At 74.0% G+C, this 25,760-nt stretch carries 7 protein-coding genes; 1 reads left to right on the top strand and 6 read right to left on the bottom strand.

Annotation, left to right across the window (positions count from 1 at the left end; translation table 11 throughout):
- Positions 1-70 precede the first annotated feature (70 nt).
- From ACFWVP_RS25620 to ACFWVP_RS25605, 4 genes are all read right to left on the bottom strand, one after another.
- Entirely contained in the window at positions 71-715 is a 645-nt protein-coding gene (locus tag ACFWVP_RS25620; protein ID WP_384500059.1) for a response regulator, read from the bottom strand.
- A complete protein-coding gene (locus ACFWVP_RS25615) occupies positions 679-1,923 on the bottom strand; it encodes a sensor histidine kinase (protein ID WP_384500099.1) in 1,245 nt (414 codons plus the stop codon). Before ACFWVP_RS25615 ends, ACFWVP_RS25620 begins: the two co-directional genes overlap by 37 nt.
- A 116-nt stretch (positions 1,924-2,039) precedes the next feature.
- A complete protein-coding gene (locus ACFWVP_RS25610) occupies positions 2,040-4,550 on the bottom strand; it encodes an FtsX-like permease family protein (protein ID WP_384500057.1) in 2,511 nt (836 codons plus the stop codon).
- Positions 4,550-5,353: an ABC transporter ATP-binding protein gene (locus ACFWVP_RS25605; protein WP_384500055.1), complete on the bottom strand. Its 804-nt coding sequence runs from the start codon at positions 5,351-5,353 to the stop codon at positions 4,550-4,552. Before ACFWVP_RS25605 ends, ACFWVP_RS25610 begins: the two co-directional genes overlap by 1 nt.
- Positions 5,354-5,991: 638 nt before the next feature.
- Between ACFWVP_RS25605 and ACFWVP_RS25600 the strand changes: the two genes are divergently transcribed.
- On the top strand, positions 5,992-6,240 hold the full coding sequence (locus tag ACFWVP_RS25600; protein ID WP_384500054.1) for a hypothetical protein: 249 nt from the start codon (positions 5,992-5,994) through the stop codon (positions 6,238-6,240).
- Between the two features lie 102 nt (positions 6,241-6,342).
- Here the strand turns inward: ACFWVP_RS25600 and ACFWVP_RS25595 are convergent, their stop codons facing one another.
- Positions 6,343-10,230, bottom strand: a complete 3,888-nt coding sequence (locus ACFWVP_RS25595) for a type I polyketide synthase (RefSeq protein ID WP_384500053.1) — start codon at positions 10,228-10,230, stop codon at positions 6,343-6,345.
- Between the two features lie 14 nt (positions 10,231-10,244).
- Complete coding sequence (locus tag ACFWVP_RS25590; RefSeq protein WP_384500051.1) at positions 10,245-25,715, bottom strand: SDR family NAD(P)-dependent oxidoreductase; 15,471 nt, start codon at positions 25,713-25,715, stop codon at positions 10,245-10,247.
- Between the last annotated feature and the right edge of the window lie 45 nt (positions 25,716-25,760).

Here is a 25,760-nt window from a genome sequence, read left to right as displayed (position 1 = left end):
AGCAGTCTCACCGGCCGGGTGCGCGGGCCACACCCCTACCGCCCCCAGACCCGGGGACGGCGGGCGGGACTCAGGCGTTGAGGTAGGCCAGGACCGCCAGGACGCGGCGGTTGCTGTCGCTCGACGGGGGGAGCATCAGTTTGGAGAAGATGTTCGAGATGTGTTTGGCCGCCGCGCCCTCGGAGACGGTCAGCCGTTGGGCGATGGCGGTGTTGGAGCATCCCTCCGCCATGAGTTCCAGCACTTCGCGTTCCCGGGCGGTCAGCGCGGACAGCGGCTCGTCGCGGGAGTGGGAGGTCATCAGCTGGGCCACGACGGTGGGGTCCATGGCCATGCCGCCGGCCGCGACCCGGCGGACGGCGTCGATGAACTGCCCGTCGTCGAGGACGCTGTCCTTCAGCAGATAGCCGATGCCGCCGGTGCCGTCGGCCAGCAGTTCGCGGGCGTACATCTGCTCGACGTGCTGGGACAGGACGAGGATAGGCAGACCGGGCTGCTCGCGGCGGGCGAGCAGGGCCGCCTCCAGGCCCTCGGTGGTGAACGTCGGTGGTAAGCGGACGTCCACCACGGCCACGTCGGGGCGGTGTTCCGCGATGGCCCGTCTCAGATCCGTGCCGTTGTCCACGGCGGCGACCACCTCGCAGTCATAGGCCTCCAGCAGTTGGATGATTCCCTGCCTCAGGAGGAAGAGGTCTTCGGCGAGGACGACACGCACGGCAGCTCCATTTTCATGACGGTCGGACCGCCCGGGGGACTGTTGATCTCCAGGACGCCGTCAAAGGATGCCAGCCGCCTCCGGATGCCCTCCAGACCGCTCCCGGCCGACATCTCGGCGCCCCCTCGGCCGTCGTCGGTGACCTGCCCGTGCAGGGCGCCGTCCGCGTACCGGAGAGCCACCTCGACCTGTCGGGCATCGGCGTGCTTGAGCGCGTTGGTCAGCAGCTCCGATACCGAGAAGTAGACCGCGGACTCCACCGGATCGGGCAGTTTCCCGGGCAGGTCCGCCGTGACCGTGACGGGCAGCGGGCTGGCCAGGCCCAGAGCCCTCACGGCGTCGGCGAGTCCACGCTCGGCCAGCACCGGGGGATGGATGCCCCGGACCAGGCCGCGCAGCTCACGCAGCGCCTGTACGGAGGAGCTGCGTGCGTCGTGCAGCAGGCGGCGGGCCTCTTCGGTGTTCCGGTCCAGCTGCCGGTCGACGGCTCCGAGGGTAAGGCCGAGGCTGACCAGCCGGGCCTGGGCGCCGTCGTGCAGATCGCGTTCGATGCGGCGCAGTTCGGCGGCCTGGATGTCGAGCGCGCCGGAGCGCGTCTCCGCCAGGTGCCGCACCCGGGATGCCAGACGCCCGCGCTGGGTCGGGCCCAGCAGGAACAGGACGAAGTAGGCGTAGCCCTTGAGCACCCAGGGGCTGAGGTGGAGCCAGCCGGCGAACACGACGAGTGCCGCCAGGGCCGCGGCGAGGGCGGCAGGCCAGCTGTCGACGGTGATGAACGTATACCAGCGGCCCACGCCGTCGGCGGCGACGGGCCGCCACAGCCCGCAGGCCAACGCCAGCCCCTCCCCCGCGTAGTACAGCATCGCGGCCGGAGCGCAGCCGAGCAGCAGGCCGACACCGCTGTTGAGGAGCAGCCACAGCAGGTCCCGCCAGGTCGCCGGGTCGGCCAGGATCCACTTGCAGCGGCGCACCCATCCGACGATGTCCCGTTCGATCTCCTCGGGTGCCGGCCGGTACGGCCGCTCCACCGGGACCCCGGAGCGGGCGGCGGCACGCCGGTTCAGGTCGCAGACCCGGCGCACCGCGGTGGTCAGGTGGGGCAGGGCGAGGAAGCCGATCCCGATGAGGCACAGGATGACGAAGTACGTGGTCGTGACGAACAGGACGACCGAGGCGAGTGCTCCGACGGCGATCAGCGCGCCGACCATGGTGTCCTGGGCGGACCGGACCAGCCGCGCGCGCCCGCCCTCCCACCTGTGGGGAAGGGCGGGGGAAGGGCCGTCCCCGTACGGGGGTGCCGGGGACGGCCCGGTTCGGATACGGCTCACGCGGCCTTCACCGTGTCGACGGCGGGCGTGCGCATGCCGCGCCACGAGGGCAGGAGCGTGGCGCCGAAGACCAGCACCAGGGACCCGCCGACGATGGCGAGGTAGATGCCGGGGGACCCGGAGGGCAGATACGAGTCGGACTTCACCATGCTGTAGGGCACGATGGTGGTCGCGGCGGCGATCGTGCCGAGGACGGTGGCGATGATTCCGATGAGTACGCCCTCGACGGTCAGCATGCCGAGCACCTGACGGCGCGTCGCCCCCGTCAGCTGCTGGAGGCCGAACTCGGCGCGGCGCTTGCGCGTCACCGCCACGAGGGTGTTGACGACGGTGATGGCGGCGTATCCGACGATCATGGCCACGATCGTATAGTTCGCGGCGACCAGGATCTGCTGGATCTGGTTGTTCCGGCCGGCCAGTGAGTCGCCGTCGTCCAGCTCGGTACCCGGCACGCTCGCCGCCAGCCCGGCCAGTGCGTCGCGGACTCCGTCCGGGCCACCCGGTCCGGAGCGGACCAGGATCTGGAGCGGGAGCCCCTCACTCGTGTGCGGAGCCAGAGTCGCCACGGGCAGGGTCACGTACTGCTGCTTGGGGTTGTCGGTGTAGAGAGCGACGACGGTGGGGCGTACGGCGGTGCCGTCGCCGAGGCGCAGCGGCAACCGGTCGCCGACCCCCACGCCGTATTCCTCGGCCTTCTTGTCGGAGAGCGCGACGGTGTCGCCGCGCAGACCGGACAGCGACCCGGCGACGGGCCGCAGATCGAGGCTCTGCCGCACGCCGTCGGCGGACACGCCCCGCAGTTCGGCGTCGGCCGGCCCGTCGGGGGCGTCGACGAATCCGCGGCTGGTGACGAACTCCGAGGCCGCGGCCACGCCGGGGGTCGCCCGGACCCGGTCGACGACGCCGGGGGCGAATCCGCCCGTGGTGGAGTCGAGGACGTAGTCGGCCAGGACGTTCTGGTCGTAGGAGCTCTGGGAGACGTGGTCCTCGGTCGCCTGCATGTAGAGGGTCCCGGTGGCGATGCCGATCAGCAGGACGATGGGCGCGACGGCCCCCGCCATACGGACGTTGGCCGTGGTGGCGTTGCGCAGGGCGAGCATCCCCGGGATGCCGGAGAAGGCGCGCACCGGGAGCTTCAGCAGGAAGACCATCGCCTTGGTGATCCCGGGGGCGAGCAGCGCCAGACCGATGCAGAACAGCACGGAGGCGGGCCCCGCGGTACTGGCGAGCGTGGGGCCGTCCTCCATCACCGTGGCGGTGGCGACGGCGAGGCCGACGCCGTTGGCGAGGAAGAACAGGGCGATCAGCAGCCGCGGAACGCTGAACCAGCGGGTGCCCACCGCGCTCTCGGCCAGGGCGGCGACCGGCTCGGTGCGGGCGGCGCGGCGGCCCGCGAAGCGGGTGGCCCCGGCTGCGGCGAGCACGGTGACGACGGCGCCGACGGCCATCGGCATCCAGCCCGCGTGGTAGACGATCGCCGACGAGACGACGCCGCTGGAGGTGAGCACGCCGAAGAGCAGCCGGCCGAGCAGATATCCCGGATACAGGGCGAGCAGTACCGAGCCCACCGAGAGCACCGCCGTCTCGGTGAGGATCATTCGGCGCAGTTGCTGCGAGGTGGAGCCCACGGCCCTCAGAAGAGCCATCTCCCGGGTGCGCTGCTGGAGCGACAGCCCGAGGGTGGAGGCGACGCCGAACATCACGATCAGCACCACGGACGAGCCGAAGATCGCCGCCAGGATCACGACGGTGCGCTGGCTGGAGAGGGTGCCGGGCAGTTCCGCCAGGCCCCGCCGCTCGCCGGTGAGCACCTCGGCCCGGTCGCCGACGGCGGACCGCACCACGTCGGCGACCGCCGCCGTGTCCGCGCCCTTCTCCGGCAGTACGCCGATGGAGTCGATCCGGCCGCCGGCCAGGCTGCGGGCCTGCTCGTCACTGAAGAACACCGCGGCGTCCGGGTTGTCGTCGCCGCGCCGGCCGGCGACACCGCTGACCGTGAACCGCCGGGTGTCGCCGTTGACGACGATCTGGACGGCCGAGCCCGGGCGTGCGCCGGCGCGCTCGGCGAGTCCGGAGTCGAGGACGACCTCGCCGCCGGTAACGGGGGATTCACCGGCGGCGAGGGTATAGGGGGTGAGCCGGGCACCGGCCCAGCCATGGCCGTACGAGGCGTCCTCACCGGTCAGCGCCTTGCCGTCCTTGAGGACGGTGGCGGGGAAGGACACGTCGCCGACGGCATCGCGGACGCCCTTGGTCCGGGCCACCTCATCGACCAGCGCGGGGTCGATACGGTGTCGTTCCGTCAGGGCGGCGCCCTCGTAGGTCTGTTCGCCGGTCACCACGATCGGGGCGCCGTTCAGGCGCAGCGGGTCGGCGGCCATCCGGACGCCGGTCTCCATCAGGCCTCCGCAGCCGATGACGATCGCGGCGCCGAGGAACATCGCGAGGAAGGTCGCGACGAAGCTGGTCCGCCGGAACCTCAGGGTGCGCAGGGCGAGCCGCCACATCAGTACATCCCTCCGGACGTCATCGGTGCGGCCTGCACGCGGTTCTCGTCCTCCCAGGCGCCGAGCCGTGTCATCCGTGCCGCGACAGCGTCGGCCGTCGGCCGGTGCAGTTCGCCGGCGAGGGCTCCGTCGGCGAGGAAGACCACGTGGTCGGCGTACGAGGCGGCCACCGGGTCGTGGGTGACCATGACCAGGGTCTGGCCGGCCGTGTCGACGGACTCGCGCAGCAGGGAGAGCACGGCCGCCGCGGTGCGGGTGTCCAGGGCGCCGGTGGGCTCGTCGGCGAAGACGACCGCGGGCCGGGTGACCAGGGCGCGCGCGATGGCGACGCGCTGCTGCTGGCCGCCGGACAACTCGGAGGGCAGGTGGCCGAGGCGGTCGGCGAGGCCCACGCGCTGCACGACGTTCTGGATCAGTTTCTTGTCGGGCCGCTTCCCGGCGAGTTGCAGCGGGAGGGTGATGTTCTGCATCACCGTCAGTGCGGGCAGCAGGTTGAACGACTGGAAGATGAAGCCGATCCGGTCGCGGCGGAGCACGGTCAGCTGGGTGTCGTCCAGGCCGGCGAGGTCGGTGCCGCCGACGGTGACGGTTCCGGAGGTGGGCCGGACCAGGCCTGCGGCGCAGTGCAGGAAGGTGCTCTTGCCGGAGCCGGAAGGTCCCATCACCGCGGTGAAGGTGGCGTCGGCGAAGCTCATGGAAAGTTCCCGGAGCGCGGCCACCTGACTGTCCGCTCGTCCGTAGATCTTGGACACGGTGTCCAGCCGTACCGCCTCCGACCGGCGGAGGTCATGTGATGTGTGCATCGGGCTCCCCAATGAAATGACGCGCTTCGAACGCGGTGTCTGCGGATCAGATTAGGAGGATCGGGACCGCCGCACATTGGCCTTATACCGTCGATTCGAGGTAGAGGTTTCTCTACCCCCGCACCGCATGTATGTGGAGTCGTGCGAAGGTTTTATGTCATGGCGCATATCGCGTGGTGTTGCCGGTGTCGAGCCGGACGCGGGTGTCCCCGCACTGCGGATGATCCGGGCCGACCGGGCCCGGCGGCTGGAGGAATCCGTCACCGGTGGGCCCTGACAAGGTGTTGACGGGCCAGGAGGCACCCTGTCGGCTGCAGCGGGACGCCGTGGGAATCCCCGCCCGCCCGCGACGGACACAGGTCGGAAGAACAATGGTGCAGCGCATTTCTTCGCAGATATTACTGACGCTCTGTCAAGGTGGCAGAAATACCCGTAGGACAGTACATCTGCCGGCCCCCTGTCCGAATCGTTTACCCCACCGTAAAAATGCGGTCACCGCGAGTGCCACAGTGTGGATGAACGGGTAACGTCGAAGTATCCGAAAAACCGTCGAGGGATGGGATTCTCTGTGTCCAGGACAGCCGGCCTCCCCACGGCCGAGAGGCATTACGGCACCGCACACGCAAGGCCGGTGCGGCATGGGGCGTGACCACGGGCTGATCGCCAGCGTGCAGCCCGACGGGTACCTGGAACTCTTCGTACCGCTCACCGGAAAACGCCACAGGTGCGGCCCTCGCGGCACGACGATGTGGCTGGCCCTGCAGCGCAGTGATTGGCAGACGGAAGTGGCCGCGGAGGAGATCGCCGTGCGATTGGGTCTGGATCCGGACGGTATCCGCTGCGATATCGAAGCATGGATGTCGCATTTCCGTGAGGCGGGTGAGTGACCGAGCCGCGGGGCGGGGGCCGTTCGGCCGCCGCCCCGCGGCGGGTTCGGTGGCTGTCGCCGGCGCCACACGGCCGACGGTCGCCTTCCGGCGCTCTCCGTGTCAGGGCACCGCGATGCCGGACAGCCACTTCTCCACCGCTCCGGCGGTGGACCCGGCCCTGTCCTCCATGATCGTGAAGTGCGTGCCGGGCACCTCGGCGAGTTCGTGCGTGCCGTCCCAGACCGCCTGCCAGCCGTCGAGGCCGGGCGCGAAGGGCTCCTCCGGCCGGACGAACAGCACCGGAGCGGTCAGCGCGCCCGGCAGGCAGTGCGGGATCAGACCGCTGTAGCGGCTCATCGCGGCGAGGCGCGCGGTGCCGAAGCCGCCCACCGACGATTCCCGGTCGAGCATGCCGTTGAACATCTCGCGCCGGAGCTGTTCGGTGCCGTCGTCGGCGAGCAGATAGGTGTCCAGCAGGACCACCCCGGAAGCCGGCCGGCCGGCCTTCTCCATCGCCTCGGCCGCCGCGTGGGCGAACTGCCCGCCGGAGGAGTATCCGAGGAGCACGTACGGCCGGCCGTCCGCGCAGGCCCGCTGGATGCCCTCGACCACGACCTCCACGACCGCCTCGACGGAGCGCGGCAGCGGCTCCCCGGGAACGAAGCCGGGCACGTCCGGTACGAGGACGTCGCGTCGACCGTGGAAGTGCCGGGCGAACCGCACGTACTGGTGGGCTCCGCCCAGCGCCATCGGGGAGGGCAGGCAGAACAGGCGGGGCCCCTCGTCTCCCGTGGACAGGCGCACGGGATCGCTCACGTCGCCGAACTCGGCCGCCGAGGAGAAGCCCGGCAGGATGTCCGCCGCGCTGTGCAGCAGCGTCATGGCTCGTTCCCAGGCGCCCCCGGCCGCCGCGCGCCGCACCAGCCCGCTGACCGATTCGATGTCGTCGTCCGCCGGCTCGGGGGCGCCTCCCCCGGCGAGGTGCTCGCGCAGGTGGCCGGCGAGCGCGACGGGTGTGCGGTGGTCGAAGACGGCCCCGGCCGCGACGGTGACGCCGAGGGCCTTGCCGAGGGCTCCGCGCAGTTCGGCCGCGGAGACCGAGTCCAAGCCGATCTCCAGGAAGGCGTCGTCGGGTTCGACGGCCTCCGGTCCCTCGTGTCCGAGGATCGTGGCGGTCTGGGCGCACACCAGGTCGGCCAGCAGGGCATCCTGCTCGGTCTCCGGGGCCGCCGCCAGCCGCTCCCGCAGACTCCGCGCGTCCGGGGCCGCGGCGGGTCCGCCGGGATGTGCGGCGGCCGGCTGCGGAGTGGGCCTGTCCAAGGTGAGGGGGACATCGGCGTTCAGCCAGAACCGTTCGTGCCGGAACGCGTAGGTGGGCAGCTCGGCGCGGGCCGTACCGGGGAAGAGCGCCGCCCAGTCCAGAGGCAGGCCGTCGGCGTGCAGCCGGGCGAGCCCGGACAGCAGGACCGTCGGTTCGGCGCCGTGGCGCCGGCCCAGGGCCACGAACGCCGCGTCGCCCTCGCCGACGCACTCCCGGCCGAGCCCGGTCAGGACGGCGTCGGGACCGACCTCGACGTAGCGGGTGACGCCTGACCCGGCGAGGGCGGCGACGGCGTCGGCGAAGCGGACGGTGCCGCGAGCGTGCCGTACCCAGTACCGCGGGTCGCGCAGCTGGTCCCCGGTGGCGGGACGTCCGGTGAGCGCGGAGACCACGTCGACGCGGGGTTCGTGGAAGGTCAGCCGCTCGACGACCGTGTGGAAGTCGTCGAGCATGCCGTCCATCAACGGGGAGTGGAAGGCGTGCGAGACGCTGAGCCGCTTTGTCCTCTCGAACGTCGCGGCGGCGGAGAGGACCGCCTCGCGCTCCCCGGACAGGACGACCGCCGCGGGTGCGTTGACCGCCGCCAGGCCCACCCTTTCGTCCAGCAGCGGGCGGACCTCGTCCTCGCCCGCCTGCACGGCCACCATCGCGCCGCCCTCGGGGAGAGCCTGCATGAGCCGGCCGCGTGCGGCGACCAGGGTGCAGGCGTCGGCCAGGTCCAGCACTCCGGCGACGTGGGCGGCGGCGATCTCGCCGACGGAGTGCCCGGCCAGCACATCGGGCTGTACCCCCCAGGACTCCAGCAGCCGGAAAAGGGCCACCTCGTAGGCGAACAGGGCGGTCTGCGCGTACTGGGTGCGGTGCACCACCTCGGTGTCGTCGCCGCTCAGCACGCCCGCCAGGTCCAGGCCGAGGCGAGCGTCGATCGCGTCGAACGTCTCGGCGAACACCGGGTAACGAGCGCGCAGTTCGAGCCCCATGCCGGGACGCTGCGCCCCCTGCCCGGTGAACAGGAAGGCCGTGCGGCCACCGGCGCGGGCCCGGCCGGTGACGACGGCGGCCGACGGACGTCCGGTGGCGAGGGCGTCCAGGCCGGCCCGGAGCTGCTCGCGGTCCCCACCGACGACGGCGGCGCGGTGGCCGAACGCCGCGCGCCGGGTGCCCAGGGCCCTCGCGACAGCGGTCAACGGCAGGTCGGGACGGGCGTCGAGGAAGTCGCGCAGCTGCTCGGCCTGTGCGGGGAGGGAGCGCGCGGAACGGGCGGAGAGGGGCAGTAGCACGGCCGGTGCGGGGGGTTCGGCCTCGGTACGGGGGGAGGTGTCCGAGGTGTCGTCGTCGGGGGCCTCCTCCAGGATCACGTGCGCGTTGGTCCCGCTGATCCCGAACGACGACACCCCCGCACGACGCACCCGCTCACCCCGCACCCACAAACGCTCCTCCTCCAGCAACCGAACCCGCCCCACACCCCACTCCACCTTCCGCGACGGCACACCCACACCCAACGTCCGGGGCAACACACCCTCCCCCAACGCCAACACCATCTTCATCACACCCGCCACACCCGCAGCCGCCTGCGCATGACCGATATTCGACTTCACCGACCCCAACCACAACGGACGCCCCCCCGGCCGATCCTGACCATACGTAGCCAGCAACGCCTGAGCCTCGATCGGATCACCCAACTCCGTCCCCGTACCATGCCCCTCCACCACATCCACATCAGCACCCGACACCCCCGCCGACACCAACGCCTGCCGCACCACCCGCTGCTGCGACGGACCATTCGGCGCCGTCAGACCATTCGACGCACCATCCTGATTCACCGCACTACCCCGCACCACCGCCAACACCCGATGCCCCCACCGCCGAGCATCCGACAACCGCTCCAACACCAGCACACCGAGGCCTTCGGAGAACCCGGTGCCGTTCGCGTCGTCGGAGAAGGACCGGCACCGGCCGTCCGGGGAGAGAGCGCCCTGCCGGCTGAACTCGACATAAGTGCCGGGTGAGGCCATGACCGTCACTCCGCCGGCCAGGGCGAGGGTGCACTCGCCCTGGCGCAGCGCCTGCGCGGCGAGGTGCAGCGCGACCAGCGACGAGGAGCAGGCGGTGTCGACGGTGAGGGCGGGCCCCTCCAGACCGAGTGTGTAGGCGACCCGGCCCGAGACGACGCTGCCGGAGCCGAAACTGCCGAAGTAGTCGTGGTACATGACACCCGCGAACACCCCGGTGGGGCTGCCGCGCAGCGACGTCGGGTCGATGCCGGCGTGCTCCAGCGCCTCCCAGGACCCTTCCAGCAGGAGCCGCTGCTGCGGGTCCATGACCAGTGCCTCGTGCGGGGAGATGCCGAAGAAGGCGGCGTCGAAGTCCCCGGCGTCGTAGAGGAATCCCCCCTCGCCCGTGGAGGAGCGGCCCGGGGTGCCGGGCACCGGGTCGTACAGGTCCGGGTCCCAGCCGCGGTCCTCGGGGAACGTGCCGATGCCGTCGCGGCCCTCGGCGACGAGACGCCACAGGTCCCCGGGCGAGCGGACTCCGCCCGGGTAGCGGCACGCCATGCCCACGATCGCGATCGGTTCCCGGGCCGCGGCGGTCTGGGTCCTGTTGCGCTCCCGCAGCCGCTCGATCTCCTTGAGCGAGGCGCGCAGCGCCTCGACCATCCTGGTGTCCGGCTTCTCGGACTCGGCCATGGTCTTCTTCCTTCTCACGGGGCGTCGTCGTCGCCGACGAGGTCGTCGAGCGCCAGGGTGATCAGGCTCTCGGCGTCCATCGCGTCGATCGCTGGGCGGCTGGGCGCTTCGTTCGCGGACTGCTCCCGCGCGGGCCGCAGCCCGGCGAGTTCGAGCAGGCTGTCCAGCAGTCCGGCTTCGCGGAGCCTGGCCACCGGGAGGGCGGCCAGGGCGGCGCGGACGGTGTCCTCCTCGCGCGGGCCGTCGGCGGCTGCCGGCGTCAGCTCCGCGGCGAGGTGGTCGGTGAGGGCGGCCGGACTCGGGTGGTCGAAGACGAGCGTGGCGGACAGCCGCAGCCCGGTCGCCTCGTTGAGCCGGTTGCGGAACTCGACGGCGGTCAGTGAGTCGAAGCCGAGGTCCTTGAAGGGCAGCTCAGCCTCGAACTCCTCGGTCCCGAGCACCTGCCGGGCCTCCTCCCGCACCAGTTCGAGCAGCAGCGCGGTCCGTTCCTCCGGCGTGCGGGCGGCCAGGTCGCGGCGGAGCGCCGCCGAGGCCACGGACGCGGTGGCACCGGTGCGTCGGGACGCGCGCACCAGGCCGCGCAGCAGCGGGGCGATACGGCCGGCGTCCCGCGGGGCACCCAGGTCCAGGCGGGCCGGCAGCAGGACCGGCTCCTCGCGTCCCACCGCGGTGTCGAACAGCTCCAGACCCGCCGACGTGTCCAGGGGGAGCACTCCCCCGGATGCCATGCGCCGCGTGTCGGTGTCCCTGAGACGGTCGGCCATGCCTCCGCCGCCCGCCCAGGCGCCCCAGGCGAGCGAGACGGCCGGCAGCCCCAGGGAGCGCCGGTGCGTGGCGAGGGCGTCGAGGAAGGCGTTGCCCGCGGCGTAGGCGGCCTGGCCCGGGCTGCCGAACAGTCCGGCCGCGGACGAGAACAGCACGAACGCGGTCAGCGGACGGTCCGCGGTGAGTTCGTGCAGATGCAGGGCGGCGTCCAGCTTGGGCCGCAGCACCGTGTCCAGTTGCCGGGGCGTGAGGGAGGTGAGGACGGCGTCGGCGAGGACACCGGCGGTGTGCACCACCGCGGTGACGGGGTGGTCGTCCAGGACTCGGGCGAGGGCGGCGCGGTCGGAGGCGTCGCAGGCGACGAGGGTGATCCGCGCGCCGAGGGCGGTCAGTTCCTCCCGCAGTTCCGCGGCGCCGGGGGCGTCGGCTCCGGCTCGGCTGAGCAGGACAAGCCGCGTGGCACCGTGTCGGGTGACGAGGTGGCGGGCCACCTCCCGGCCGAGAGCGCCGGTTCCGCCGGTGATCAGCACGGTGCCCGTCCAGTCGGCCGGGGTGTGCCCGTCCCGGCGCGGGGCGCGGATGAGCCGGGGGGCGGCCACCGTTCCCTTGCGGAGCACCAGTTGGGGTTCGCCTGAGGCGACGGCGGAGGGCAGCAGGCGGCGGGATGCGTCGGTGTCGTCGAGGTCGGCGAGGACGACCCGGTCGGGGTGCTCGGACTGGGCCGAGCGGATCAGGCCCCACGCGGCGGCGGCACCGGGGTCGGTGACCGCAGCGGCATCGGGGCCGGCGGCCCCCCGGGTGGTGACGACCAGGCCGGTGCCGGCGAACCGCTCGTCGGCCAGCCAGTCGCGGACCACGGCGAGCAGCCGCCGGGCCCCGGCCCGGATCTCCTCGGGGCCCCGTCCGCCGGGGTGCGGGACGACCAGGGTGTCGGGCGCCTGGGCGGCTGCCTCCGGCATCCCGGTGACGGTCGTGACCTCGGCTACCTCCCCGGTGAGCGCGGCGGCCAGTTCGTCGTGGCCGGATCCGAGGACGGCCCACCGGCCGGCCTGGGGGGCGGTGGGCACGGTGACGGGCACCCAGTCCAGGGCGAACAGGTCCTCGTGCCCACCGGCGGCCGCCGCGGCGATCCGCGCGGGGTCGACCTCCCGCAACGTCAGCGACGCGACCCGGGCCACCGGCCGGCCGTCGGCGTCGGCGGCGTCGATGCGTACGGCGCCGGAGTCCAGCGGCGCGATCCGCACGCGCAGGGCGGTCGCTCCCGTGGCGTGCAGTTCGACGCCGTTCCAGGCGAACGGCAGCGCCATGTGCTCCGGGGCTCCGGCGCGCAGTCCGATGGCGTGCAGCGCGGAGTCGAGCAGCGCCGGGTGCAGTCCGAACGCGACGCCGTCGGTGTCTACGGCGACCTCGGCGTACACCTCGTCGCCGAGGCGCCAGGCCGCGCGCAGGCCCTGGAAGCGGGGTCCGTACTCGGCGCCCAGCGCGGCGAGCCGTCCGTAGACGTCGTCCAGGTCGACGGGTTCGGCGCCGGACGGCGGCCAGGACGTCAGGTCGTGGGCGGGTGCCGGGTCCGCGGGGCGCAGCGCACCGGTGGCGTGGGTGGTCCACGGGTCGTCGTCGGCCGTCGCGGCGTACACGGTGAAAGCCCGGACGCCGCCGGCGTCCGGTTCGCCGACGGTGCACTGGAGGCGGACGCTGCCGTGCGCGGGCAGCACCAGCGGTTCGGCGATGGTCAGTTCCTCCACCACGGGGCAGTCCAGTCCGGCACCGGCGGCGAGGGCCATCTCGACGAACGCCGTGCCCGGCAGGAGCGGCACACCGCCGACGGCATGGTCGGCCAGCCACGGCTGGGCGGAGAGCGAGAGCCGGCCGGTGTGCAGGGCCGCGTCCGCGTCGGCACGTTCGACCGCGGCGCCCAGCAGCGGATGGCCGACTGCGGGCCCGGGCTGCCCCGGGTTGCCGGTCATCCAGTAACGGTCGCGCTGGAAGGCGTAGGTGGGCAGGTCCGAGCCGTCGCGGTGGGGCAGCAGGTCCGTCCAGTCGACGGTGACGCCGTGCACGTGCAGCGCGGCAAGCCCGGTGACCAGTGCCTCGGTCTCCTCACGGTCCTTGCGCTGGAGCGCGACGACGGCGGCCGTGTCCTCGGGCAGGCAGTCACCGGCGGCGGCGGTGAGCGCGCTGCCGGGGCCGACCTCGGCGAAGTGCCGGGCGCCCGCGTGGTGCAGGGCGGACACGGCGTCGGCGAAGCGGACCGCCTCGCGGGCGTGCCGCACCCAGTACTCCGGGGTGGACAGTTCGTCGGCGGCCGCTGGGGCGCCGGTGAGGGTGGACACCAGCGGGATGCGCAGCGGCCCGTACGACAGCGACTCGGCGACCTCGCGGAACTCCTGGAGCATCGGTTCCATCAGGGCCGAGTGGAAGGCGTGGCTGACGGCCAGTTCCTTGCTCCGGTCGAAGTGGGCGGCGAGGGCGCGGGCCGGGCCGGCCGGGCCGGAGACCACCACGGACCCGGGTCCGTTGACGGCGGCGAGGCCGACCCCTTCCCCGAGCAGCGGCGTGACCTCGTCCTCCGCCGCGCGTACGGCGATCATGACGCCGCCGGTGGGGAGGGCCTGCATCAGTCGGCCCCGGGCGGCGACGAGCCGGCAGGCGTCCTGGAGGCCGAGGACGCCCGCCACGTGGGCGGCGGCGAACTCGCCGACGGAGTGGCCCGCGAGGATGTCGGGCCTGACGCCGAACGACTCCAGCAGCCGGAACAGGGCCACCTCGAAGGCGAACAGGGCCGGCTGGGTGTACTCGGTGCGCTCCAGCAGTTCGGCGGAGCCGAGTACGTCGCCGAGCGGCCGGTCCAGCAGCGGGTCCAGGTGCGTGCGGACCTCGTCGAAGGCGGCGGCGAAAGCGGGGAACGCCGCGGTGAGCCGGGCACCCATGCCGGGCAGTTGGGAGCCCTGGCCGGAGAAGAGCAGGGCCAGCTTGCCGTCGGTCGCCGGGCCGGCCGTGCCGACGGGAGGTGTGCGGCCCTCGGCCAGCGCCCGCAGCCCGGCGGTCAGGTCCTCGTCGGTGTGCCCGACGACGGCGGCTCGGTGGCCGAGTGCGGTACGGGCGTGGGCGAGGGCGCCGGCGATCCGGTGCGGGTCGGCGTCCGGGTGGCCGGTCAGGTGGTCCAGGAGCCGGCCGGCCTGGGCCCGCAGCGCCTGGGGCGTGTGGCCGGACAGCAGCCACGGCACGACGCCCACCGCGGGCCCGGCGGGCGGCGCGGCGGGGGCGGGCGGCGTGGCGGGCGGCGCCTCCACGATCACGTGGGCGTTGGTGCCGGAGATCCCGAAGGAGGAGATGCCCGCGCGGCGTGGCCGGCCCGGGTCCGGCCACGGCAGGGACTCGGTCAGCGGCCGGACGTTGCCGCCCTCCCACTCCACGTGCCGCGAGGGCTGGTCGATGCCGAGGCTGGCCGGCAGGGTCTCGTGGTGGATCGCCTGGACCATCTTGATGACGCCGGCGACACCGGCGGCGGCCTGGGTGTGGCCCAGGTTGGACTTGACCGAGCCGAGCCACAGCGGGCGTTCCTCGGTGTGCTCCGCGCCGTAGGTGGCGATCAGGGCCTGGGCCTCGATGGGGTCGCCGAGGGTGGTGCCGGTGCCGTGGGCCTCGACCACGTCGACGTCGGCCGCGCCGACGCCCGCCGCCTCCAGGGCGCGGCGGATGACGCGCTGCTGGGCGGGGCCGTTGGGGGCGGTGATGCCGTTGGAGGCACCGTCCTGGTTGACGGCGGTGCCTCGGAGCACGGCGAGGATCGTCCGGCCGTTGCGGCGGGCGTCACCGAGCCGCTCCAGCAGCAGCACGCCGGCTCCCTCGCCGAACCCGGTGCCGTCTGCGGCGTCGGCGAAGGGGCGGCAGCGGCCGTCACCGGAGAGGCCGCGGTGCCGGCTGAACTCCACGAACGTGCCGGGGGTGGCCATGACGGTCACTCCCCCGGCGAGGGCCAGGGAGCACTCGCCCTGGCGCAGCGCCTGGGCGGCCAGGTGCAGGGCCACCAGCGAGGAGGAGCAGGCGGTGTCGACGGACAGGGTCGGCCCCTCCAGGCCCAGGGTGTAGGCGACCCGGCCGGAAACGACGCTGCCGGAGCCGAAGCTGCCGAAGTAGTCGTGGTACATGACACCCGCGAAGACACCGGTGTCCGATCCGCGCAGGGTGGCCGGGTCGATGGAGGCCCGCTCCAGGGCTTCCCAGGAGGTCTCCAGCAGCAGCCGCTGCTGGGGGTCGGTGACGAGGGCTTCCTCCTCGTCCATGGCGAAGAAGGCCGGGTCGAAGTCGGCCGCTCCGTAAAGGAAGGCGCCGTGCCGGGTGTAGCTGGTGCCCGGCCGGTCCAGGGTCGGGTCGTGGAGGGTCTCGACGTCCCAGCCGCGGTCCGCGGGGAACTCCCCCACGGCGTCGCGGCCTTCGGCCACGAGGCGCCACAGGTCCTCCGGGGAGGAGATGTCGCCGGGGAAGCGGCAGCCCATGCCGACGATCGCGATGGGCTCGTCGGCGGCGGCCCGTGCCGGGGTGGCGGGCGCCGCCCGGTCGAGTGCGCCGGTCAGTTCGCCCAGAAGGTACCGGGCGAGTTCCGCCGGGGTCGGGTGGTCGAAGACCAGGGTGGCGGGCAGGCGCAGTCCGGTCGCGGCGGCGAGCCCGTTGCGCAGTTCGACCGCGGCCAGTGAGTCGAAGCCGAGTTCCCGGAAGGGCAGCGTGCGGCCGACGTCCTGGGCGGAGCGGTACCCGAGGATGGTGGCGACCCGGCTCTGCACGAGTTCGGTGAGGAACGGTTCGCGCTCCGGCTCCAGCAGTCCGGCGAGCCGGTCGCGCAGCGAGTCGGCGCCGCCCGCGGCCGCCTGACCGGCGGTGGCGCGGCGTACGGGTACCAGGCCGCGGAAGAGCGGGGCCAGGGCATCCGCCTGGCCGCGCAGCGCCGCGATGTCCAGCCTGACCGGGAGGACGATGGGTTCGGTGCCGCGCAGGGCGGCGTCGAACAGGGCGAGTCCTTCCTCGGTCGGCAGCGGGGCGACACCGCCGCGGGCGATGCGTGCCCGGTCGGATTCGTCGAGGGTTCCGGTCATGCCGCTCGCCTGGGCCCACAGGCCCCAGGCCAGGGAGTGCGCGGGCAGGCCGAGGGAGTGCCGGTGGGCGGCTAGGGCGTCGAGGTAGGCGTTGGCGGCGGCGTAGTTGCCCTGGCCCGGGGAGCCGAGGGTGGCGGCCGAGGAGGAGAAGAGCACGAACGCCGACAGGCCGAGGTCCGCGGTGAGTTCGTGCAGGTTCCAGGCGGCGTCGACCTTGGGCCGGAAGACCGTGTCGACACGTTCGGGGGTGAGGGAGGCGAGCACGCCGTCGGCGAGGACGCCGGCCGCGTGGATCACTGCGGTCAGCGGCCGGTCGGCGGGGATCCCGGCCAGCACCCCGGCGAGGGCCTCGCGGTCGGCTGCGTCGCAGGCGACGCCGGTGACCTCGGCGCCCAGCTCGGTCAGCTCGGTGATCAGGCCGTCGTCGGCGCCGCTCCTGCTGAGCAGCAGCAGGCTGCGCACGCCGAGGCGGCCGGCCAGATGGCGGGCGATGATCCCGCCGAGGGCGCCGGTCGCGCCGGTGAGCAGGACGGTGCCGGATCCCAGGCCGACCCCGGCACCGGTGCCGGCGTCCGGGGCGACGGCCTCGGCTGCGGCGTCGGTGCGCGTGTCCGGGACACGGGCCAGCCGCGGCACGTACCAGGTGCCGTCGCGCAGCGCGAGGTGCGGTTCGCCGCTCGCGACGGCCTCGGCGAGACGGTCCGGGCCGGGGTCCGTCCCGCTCTCGACCAGGACGATGCGGCCGGGGTTCTCGGACTGGGCCGAGCGGACCAGCCCGCCTACCGCGGCGCCGGCCGGATCGGGCCCGGTGAGGACGACGAGAGCGCTGTCGCCGCCCTGGTCGTCGGCGAGCCGGTCGCGCAGCTCGTCGAGGACGGTGGCTACGGCCTCGCGCGTCTCGGCGGCGCCGACGCCCGCGGGGGCGCGCAGCACCTCTCCGTCCTGCGAGGTGTGCGCGGTCACCGCCGGGGCAGGTGCGGGGATCCAGTCGACGCGGTGCAGCGCGCCGGACCGGGGGGTCCTGGCTGCCGCGTCCACCAGGTCGGTGCGCAACGGGCGCAGGGTGAGGGAGTCGACCGTGGCGACGGCGGCGCCGGCCGGGTCGGCGAGGGTGAGGGCGACGGTGCCCTCGCCGGTGGAGCGGACCTTCACGCGCAGCGCGGTGGCCCCGCTTGCGTGCAGTCGAACCCCGGACCATGCGAACGGCAGCAGCGCCCGGTCACCGGCGGCGTCGGTGAGGCCGACGGTGTGCAGGGCGGCGTCGGAGAGGGCCGGGTGCAGTCCGAAGCCGTCGACCGGCGCGTCGGTCGCCACCTCGGCGTACACGGCGTCCTTGGTGCGCCAGGCGGCGCGCAGGCCCTGGAACAGCGGCCCGTAACCGAGTCCGAGGGCGGCGAGTTCGTCGTAGAGGCCGTCGAGAGGAATCGGTTCGGCATCGCGCGGCGGCCAGGACGTGAGGGGTTCCACGACGGCCGGGAGGGATCCGGTCGGAGCGAGCAGCCCGTCGGCGTGCCGGGTCCAGGGCAGTTCCTCGTCCGCGCTCTCGGGACGGGACCACAGGGTGAGCGGGCGGGTCGAGCCGTCGGGCGGGCCGACGACGGCCTGGAGCTGGACGGCTCCGTGGTCGGGCAGGACCAGTGGGGCGTGGAGGGTGAGTTCGACCAGGTCGCCGCAGCCGACCTGGTCGCCCGCGCGCAGGGCGAGTTCGAGGTGTCCGGTGCCGGGGAACAGCAGCCGGCCCCCGACCCGGTGGTCGTTCAGCCAGGGGTGCGTGCTCGCCGAGAGCCGGCCGGTGAGGACGGCCTCCTCGCTGCCGGCCCGTGCCATGGCGGCGCCGAGCAGGGAGTGGTCGGTGGCCGCCAGTCCGGCGGCCGTGACGTCGGCGCCGGTGGTGGTGCTGTCGAGCCAGTACCACTCGCGCTGGAAGGCGTACGCGGGCAGGGGGACCAGGCGGGTGCGGCGGCCTTCGGCGACCGCGGCCCAGTCGACGCCGGCGCCGTGGGTGAAAGCCTCGCCCAGGGCGACGAGCAGCCGGTCCCGGCCGCCTTCGTCGCGGCGCAGCGAGCCGACCGCGACGACCGCGTCGTCGGTCTCCTGGATACCGACGGTCAGCACCGGGTGCGGGCTGGACTCCACGAACAGGGTGTGTCCGCCGGCGACGGCGCCGCGCACCGCCTGCTCGAACAGCACGGTACTGCGGAGGTTGGTGTACCAGTAGTCGGCTCCGAGTTCGGCCGTGTCGATCGGGGCACCGGTGACGGTGGAGTAGAACGGCACGTCGGTGCTGCGCGACTCGATGCCGGCCAGGTCCTCGGCGAGGCGTTCGCGCAGGGACTCCACGTGGGCGCTGTGGGAGGCGTAGTCCACGGGCAGCCGCTTGGCGCGGACCTTCTCGGCGCGCAGCCCGACGATGAATTCGTCGAGGGCGTCGGAGTCCCCGGAGACGACCGTGGAGGCGGTGCCGTTGACCGCGGCGACCGACAGCCGGCCGTCCCAGGCGGCGAGCCGGGCGCGGACCGTGTCGGCGCCCTCGCCCACGGACATCATGCCGCCGGAGCCGGACAACAGCTCGGCGATGGCCTGGGAGCGCAGGGCGACCACGCGCGCGCCGTCCTCCAGGGAGAGCGCCCCGACCGCGCAGGCGGCGGCGATCTCGCCCTGGGAGTGGCCGATGACCGCAGCCGGGGTGACGCCGTAACCGCTCCAGGTGTGCGCCAGGGACACCATCACCGCCCACAGCAGGGGCTGGACGACGTCGACCCGGTCGAGCCCGCCGCGCAGCTCGGTGGCGAAGTCCCAGTCGACGTAGGGTCCCAGGGCGGCGGCGCACTCGGCCATGCGGGCCGCGAACACAGGTGATGCGTCGAGGAGTTCCGTGGCCATGCCGGACCACTGCGAGCCCTGGCCGGGGAAGACGAAGACGGGCCGGGCCCGGCCGGTGGTGGTGCCCTCGGCGAGGTTACGGGCCGTACCGCCTTCGGCCAGCGCGGTGAGAGCCGCGCGCAGTTCGGCGGGGTCGCTGCCGGTGACGGCGGCACGGTGCGCGAAGTGCGCGCGGCCGGTGGCCAGCGACCAGCCGATCTCGTCGGGGCCGAGTTCGGGGTGCGCGTCGAGGTGGCCCAGCAGCGCGGCGGCCTGTCCGGCGAGCGCTGCAGGCGACTTCGCCGACAACAGCCACGGGACCGGTGTCCCCGGGGTGACGCCGTCGTCCGGCGCCGCGGCGGACTCCGGGGCCGAGGGGACCTGTTCGAGGATGACGTGGGCGTTGGTACCGCTGATCCCGAAGGACGACACCCCGGCGCGGCGCGGTCGGCCCGTCTTGGGCCAGGACCGCTCCTCGGTCAGCAGGCGCACCTGCCCCGCCTCCCAGTCGACCTTGCCGGACGGCTCGTCGACGTGCAGGGTCCTGGGCAGGCTGCCGTGCCGCATCGCCATGACCATCTTGATCACACCGGCGACACCGGCCGCGGCCTGGGTGTGCCCGATGTTGGACTTGACCGACCCCAGCCACAGCGGCCGGTCCTCGGGCCGGTCCTGCCCGTAGGTGGCCAGCAGGGCCTGCGCCTCGATCGGGTCGCCGAGGGTCGTTCCGGTCCCGTGCGCCTCCACCACGTCGACGTCGGCGGTGGTGAGGCGGGCGTTCTCCAGGGCCTGGAGTATGACGCGTTCCTGGGACGGGCCGTTGGGCGCGGTCAGGCCGTTGGAGGCACCGTCCTGGTTGACGGCGGTGCCTCGGACGACCGCGAGGACCGGGTGGCCGTTGCGGCGGGCGTCCGAGAGACGCTCGACCACGAGGACGCCGACTCCCTCACCCCACACGGTGCCGCCTGCCGCGTCGGCGAACGCGCGGGTGCGGGCGTCGGGGGCGAGGGCGCCCTGCCGGCTGAACTCGATGAAGGTCTCCGGCGTGGCCATGACGGCGACGCCGCCGACCAGCGCGAGTGAGGACTCGCCCTGGCGCAGTGACTGCCCGGCCAGGTGCAGCGCCACCAGCGACGAGGAGCAGGCGGTGTCGACGGACAGCGAGGGGCCCTCCAGGCCGAGGGTGTAGGCGACCCGGCCGGAGATGATGCTGCCGGAGCCGAAGCTGCCGAAGTAGTCGTGGTACTGCACACCCGCGAACACGCCCGTCGGGCTGCCCTTGAGGGAGTGCGGGTCGATGCCGGCGTGCTCCAGGGCCTCCCAGGAGGCCTCAAGCAGCAGCCGCTGCTGCGGGTCGGTGACGAGCGCCTCCTTGGGGCTGATGCCGAAGAACGCCGCGTCGAACTCGCCCGCGTCGTAGAGGAACCCGCCCTCGCCGACGTAGGAGGTGTCAGGGCGCTGCCGCGTGGGGTCGACGACGCGGTCGACGTCCCAGCCACGGTTGGCGGGGAACGGGGCGATGGCGTCCGTCCCGTCGGCGACCAGCCGCCAGAGGTCCTGCGGCGTGCGTACGCCGCCCGGGTAGCGGCAGGCCATGCCGACGATCGCCAGCGGCTCGTCGGCGCGGACGCGCCCGGTGCGGCGGGTGCGGCGTACCGCGCCGCCGGATCCGGCGACCAGGGTGCCGAGGTGGAGGGCGAGCGCCTCGGGCGAGGGGTGGTCGAAGACGAGGGTGGCGGGCAGCCGCTGCCCCGTCTCGGCGGACAGGGAGTTGCGCAGTTCGATCGCGGCGAGCGAGTCGAAGCCGAGTTCCTTGAAGGCCCGGTCGGTCTCCACGGCGTACGGTCCGGCGTGTCCGAGTACGGCGGCCACATGGGCGCGGACGGTCTGCAGCAGCGCCTCCGCCCGCTCCGTCCCGCCGAGGGCGGCCATGCGCTCCGCGAAACCGGACCCGGTGCCCTCGGTGGCGGCCTCCCGGCGTGCCGGGCGCCCGGCCAGGGCACGCAGAACGGGGGCGAGTTCGCCCCCCTGGGCGCGCAGCGCGGACAGGTCGAGCCGTACGGGGGCCAGCACGGGGCGGCCGATGCGCAGTGCCCGGTCGAAGAGGGCGGTGCCCTCCTCGGCGGACAGGGGGATCATGCCGCCGCGGGACATGCGGGCGAGGTCGGCCTCGTCCAGGGCGCCGGTCATGCCGCCGGTCGGGGCCCAGGGCCCCCAGGCCAGGGCGAGGGCGGGCGATCCGTTCGCGCTGCGGTGCGAGGCGAGCGCGTCGAGGAAGGCGTTGGCGGCGGCGTAGTTGCCCTGTCCGGGCGCGCCGACGGTGCCGGCGACGGAGGAGAACAGCACGAACGCGGAGAGGCCGTGATCCCGGGTCAGTTCGTGCAGGTGCAGGGCGCCGAGTGCCTTGGGGGCGAGGACGGCGTCGAGGCGCTCGGGCGTCAGGGAGGACACCACTCCGTCGTCGAGGACACCCGCGGCGTGCACGACCGCGGTGAGCGGACGGTCCTGTCCGATGCCGTCGAGGAGGGTGGCGAGGGCGTCGCGGTCGGCGACGTCGCAGGCGTGCGCGGTGGCGTTCGCGCCGAGCGCGGCGAGTTCGGCGACCAGTTCGTCGGCGTGGCCGCGGCGGCTGACCAGGGCGAGGTGGCGTACGCCGTGGGCGGTGACCAGATGCCGGGCGAGTACGGGGCCGAGCCCGCCGGTGGCACCGGTCAGCAGCACGGTGCCCTCCGGGTCGAGGACTGGGGCCGCCGCGTCGTCGAGCGGCTCGGCGCGTACCAGCCGGGCCGCGCGGGCGGCGCCGGAGCGGACGGCGACCTGCGGTTCGCCGGAGGCGAGAACGGCGGGCAGCAGGGTGCCGGGGTCGGTGCCGGGTTCGAGGTCGAGCAGGACGCACCGGCCGGGGTTCTCCGACTGCGCGGAGCGCGCCAGTCCCCACACTGCGGCGCCGGCCAGGCCGGGCACGTCCTCACCGCCGGTGGAGACGGCGCCCCGGGTGACGACGGCCAGCGGCCGGGGGTCGTCGTCCTGGAGGGCGGTGAGGGCGGTGTGGAGCGCCGCGCGTACCGCCTCGGCATCGGAGCCGGACGGGATCTCCAGCAGGCGGTGGTCGGCGGCGGGGGCGTCGGTGTCGAGCGCCAGCGGCTGCCAGTCGAGGGCGAACAGGGCCGCGCCCGCGATGTCCTGCCCGGTCGTCAGCCGGGTCAGCGGACGGGAGGCCAGCGAGTCGACGGTGGCGACGGGGGCACCCGTGGCGTCGGCCAGGTCGACGGCGAAGGTGTGGTCGCCGGTGGGCGTCATGCGGGCCCGCAGGACCGAGGCGCCCACGGCGTGCAGGGTGACGCCGGCGAACATGAACGGCAGCCGGGCGGTGTCGTCTCCGGAGCCGTCGCCGAGCAGGGCCAGGGAGTGCAGGGCGGCGTCGAAGGCGGCGGGATGGAGGCCGAAGCGGGGGGCGTCCGCGGCAGGCCCCTCCGGAAGGCGCACCTCGGCGAGGACCGCGTCTCCGTCCCGCCAGGCGGCGGTCAGGGCGCGGAAGGCGGGCCCGTAGTCCAGGCCTGCGGCGGCGTGCCGCTCGTACAGGCCGGTGAGGTCGAGCTCCTCGGCGTCCTGCGGCGGCCAGACGTCCAGCCGGGCGCCGGGGGGCGGTGTGCCGTCGGTGAGCAGACCGGAGGCGTGCAGGGTCCAGGGTCCGTCGGCGGGCGTGCTCTCGGCGCGCGCGTAGATCTGGACCGTGCGGGCCCCGGCCGGGTCGGGGGTGCCTACGGCGACCTGGACACGGACGCCGTCGGCGGGCGGCAGCACCAGCGGTACCTCCAGGGCCAGTTCCTCCAGCCGGCCGCAGCCGACCTGGTCGCCTGCGCGGACCGCGAGTTCCACCATGGCGGTGCCGGGCACGACGACGGAGCCGCCGACGGCGTGGTCGGCGAGCCAGGGGTGGGTGCGCACGGACAGCCGGCCGGTCAGGACCGCGCCGTCGGAGTGGGCGAGTACGGTGGCGGCACCGAGCAACGGGTGGTCGGCGGAGTCCAGTCCGACGGAGCCGACGTCGCCGGCCGGGGCGGCCGTCTCGGGCCAGAACCGCTCGCGCTGGAAGGCCGTGGTGGGCAGGTCGACGGTGCGGGCCCCGGTGAACAGCGCCTCCCAACGCGGTCCGGCGCCGCCGGCGTGCAGCTGGGCCAAGGCGGTGAGCAGGGTCTCGGTCTCGTCCCGTCCGCGGCGGGTGGCGGCGGCCAGGACGGCGCCGTCGCCGGCGGTCTCGTCCTCCGTGGCGGCCAGGCACTCGCGGGCCATGGCGGTCAGTACCGCGTCGGGGCCGATCTCCAGGAACCGGGTCACGCCCTCGGCGGCGAGGGTGCGGATACCGTCGTGGAAGCGGACGGCCTCGCGCGCGTGCCGGACCCAGTACCCGGGGGTGCTGATCTCCTGGGTGGCGAGCCGGCCCGTGACGCCGGACACCAGGGGCACGGTCGCCCGCCGGAAGGTCAGAGACGACACCACCGACCGGAACTCGGCCAGCATCGGTTCCATCAGCGGCGAGTGGAATGCGTGCGACACCGTCAGCCGGCGGCTCTTCTCGAAGTGCGCGGCGACCGCCTCGGCCTCGGCGGCGTCGCCGGAGATCACGACGGAGTCCGGCCCGTTGACGGCGGCGACGTCGACCCCAGAGGTGAGCAGGGGGCGGACAGCCTCCTCGGAGGCGCGCAGGGCGATCATGGCCCCGCCCTCGCGGAGTGCCTGCATGAGCCGGCCGCGCGCGGCCACCAGCGTGGTGGCGTCCGCCAGGTCCAGTACGCCCGCGACGTGGGCGGCGGCGATCTCGCCGATGGAGTGGCCCGCGAGGTAGTCGGGCGCAAGGCCCCAGGACTCCACCAGCCGGTACAGCGCCACCTCGAAGGCGAACAGCGCGGTCTGGGTACGGCCGGTACGGTTCAGCGGCTCGGGATCGTCGCCGAGGACCAGCTCCCGCAGGCCGCCGTCGCCGGACAGCTCGCAGATCTCGTCGAAGGACCGGGCGAAAACCGGGAAGTGGGCGCCCAGTTCGCGGCCCATGCCGGGGCGCTGGGAGCCCTGGCCGGTGAACAGGAAGGCGGTCTGCCCCTTGCGGACGCGGCCGAGCGCGGTGGCCCGGCCGCCCTCGGCGACCCGGGTCACGGCGTCGAGCAGTGTGTCCCGGTCGGCGCCGAGGACCACGGCCCGGTACGGATGGGCGGTGCGGGTGACGGCCAGCGAGTGCGCCACGTCCACGGGATCGGCGTCGGTCACGGCCGCGGCCAGGCGGGCGGCCTGCTCGCGCAGGGCCCGCTCGCTGCGGCCGGAGAGCACCCACGGCACCAGCGGCGGCGCGGTGCGCGGCGCGGGTTCCTCCGCGGGTTCGTCCGCGGGCGCCTCTTCCAGGATGGTGTGGGCGTTGGTTCCGCTGGCGCCGAAGGAGGAGACCGCGGCCCGACGCGGGCGCCCGGGATCCGTCCAGGGGCGGTTGGCGGTGAGCAGGCGGACGTTGCCCTGGCTCCAGTCGACCTTGGCGGACGGCTCCTCGGCGTGCAGGCTCCGCGGCAGCACGCCGTGCCGCATCGCCATGACGACCTTGATGATGCCTGCGACGCCCGCGGCGGCCTGGGTGTGGCCGATGTTGGACTTCACCGATCCCAGCCACAGCGGTGCGTCCTGCGGCCGGTCCTGCCCGTAGGTGGCGAGCAGGGCCTGCGCCTCGATGGGGTCACCGAGCGTGGTGCCGGTGCCGTGCGCCTCCAGCAGGTCGACATCGGCCGCGGTGAGTTGCGCGCCCGCCAGCGCGGCGCGCACGACCCGCTGCTGGGACGGGCCGTTGGGGGCGGTCAGGCCGTTGGAGGCGCCGTCCTGGTTGACGGCCGAGCCCCGGATGACGGCGAGGACCTCGTGGCCGTTGCGGCGGGCGTCGCTCAGCCGCTCCAGCAGCAGCATGCCCACGCCCTCGCCCCAGCCGGTGCCGTCGGCCGAGTCCGCGAAGGACTTGCACCGGCCGTCAGGGGCGAGGCCCCTCTGGCGGGAGAAGGCGACGAACGAGTTGGGGGTGGACATGACCGTGGCGCCGCCCGCCAGGGCGAGGGTGCACTCCTTGCCGCGCAGGGCCTGGACGGCGAGGTGCACCGCCACGAGCGCCGACGAGCAGGCGGTGTCGATGGTGACGGCCGGGCCCTCCAGCCCGAGGGCGTAGGAGATCCGGCCGGAGATCACGGCTGCCAGGGCGCCGGTGCCGAGCGCCGCCTCGGAGTCCTGCGGCATCCGGGCCAGCAGGTCCCGGTAGTCCTGGCCGTTGGTGCCGGCGAACACCCCGACCCGGGCGCCGTGCACCGAGTCGGGGGCGATACGGGCGCGTTCCAGCGCCTCCCACGACACCTCCAGCAGCAAGCGCTGCTGGGGGTCCATCGCGACGGCCTCCCGCGGGCTTATGCCGAAGAAGTCCGGCTCGAACCCCGCGGCGTCGCGCAGGAAGCCGCCGCGCGTGGAGTACGTCTTCCCTGTGGCGTCCGGGTCCGGGTCGTACAGCGCGTCGACGTCCCAGCCGCGGTCACCGGGGAAGTCCCCGATGGCGTCGGTGCCCTCGTGGACCAGCCGCCAGAACTCCTCGGGGGTGGTGACCCCGCCGGGGAAGCGGCAGCTCATTCCGACGATGGCGACGGGTTCCCGGTCCTGCGTCTCCACCTCGCGCAGCCGCTGGCGGGTCTGGTGCAGATCGGCGGAGACCCGCTTGAGGTAGGAGAGCAGCTTTTCGTCGTTGGTCATCGGGTGTCGCCACTCCTGTGCGAAGAGGTGGGCCGCGGGCAGGCC

This window comes from Streptomyces sp. NPDC058637 (assembly GCF_042717325.1).
GTDB lineage: Bacteria > Actinomycetota > Actinomycetes > Streptomycetales > Streptomycetaceae > Streptomyces.
This window is presented reverse-complemented; position numbering and strand designations above follow the sequence as displayed.

Bases quoted from the DNA above. Each gene is read 5' to 3' on its own strand.
- ACFWVP_RS25610 (WP_384500057.1), bottom strand. From the start codon at position 4,550: ATGTGGCGGCTCGCCCTGCGCACCCTGAGGTTCCGGCGGACCAGCTTC.
- ACFWVP_RS25600 (WP_384500054.1), top strand. From the start codon at position 5,992: ATGGGGCGTGACCACGGGCTGATCGCCAGCGTGCAGCCCGACGGGTAC.
- ACFWVP_RS25590 (WP_384500051.1), bottom strand. From the start codon at position 25,715: ATGACCAACGACGAAAAGCTGCTCTCCTACCTCAAGCGGGTCTCCGCC.
- ACFWVP_RS25615 (WP_384500099.1), bottom strand. From the start codon at position 1,923: ATGGTCGGCGCGCTGATCGCCGTCGGAGCACTCGCCTCGGTCGTCCTG.
- ACFWVP_RS25605 (WP_384500055.1), bottom strand. From the start codon at position 5,353: ATGCACACATCACATGACCTCCGCCGGTCGGAGGCGGTACGGCTGGAC.
- ACFWVP_RS25595 (WP_384500053.1), bottom strand. From the start codon at position 10,230: ATGGCCGAGTCCGAGAAGCCGGACACCAGGATGGTCGAGGCGCTGCGC.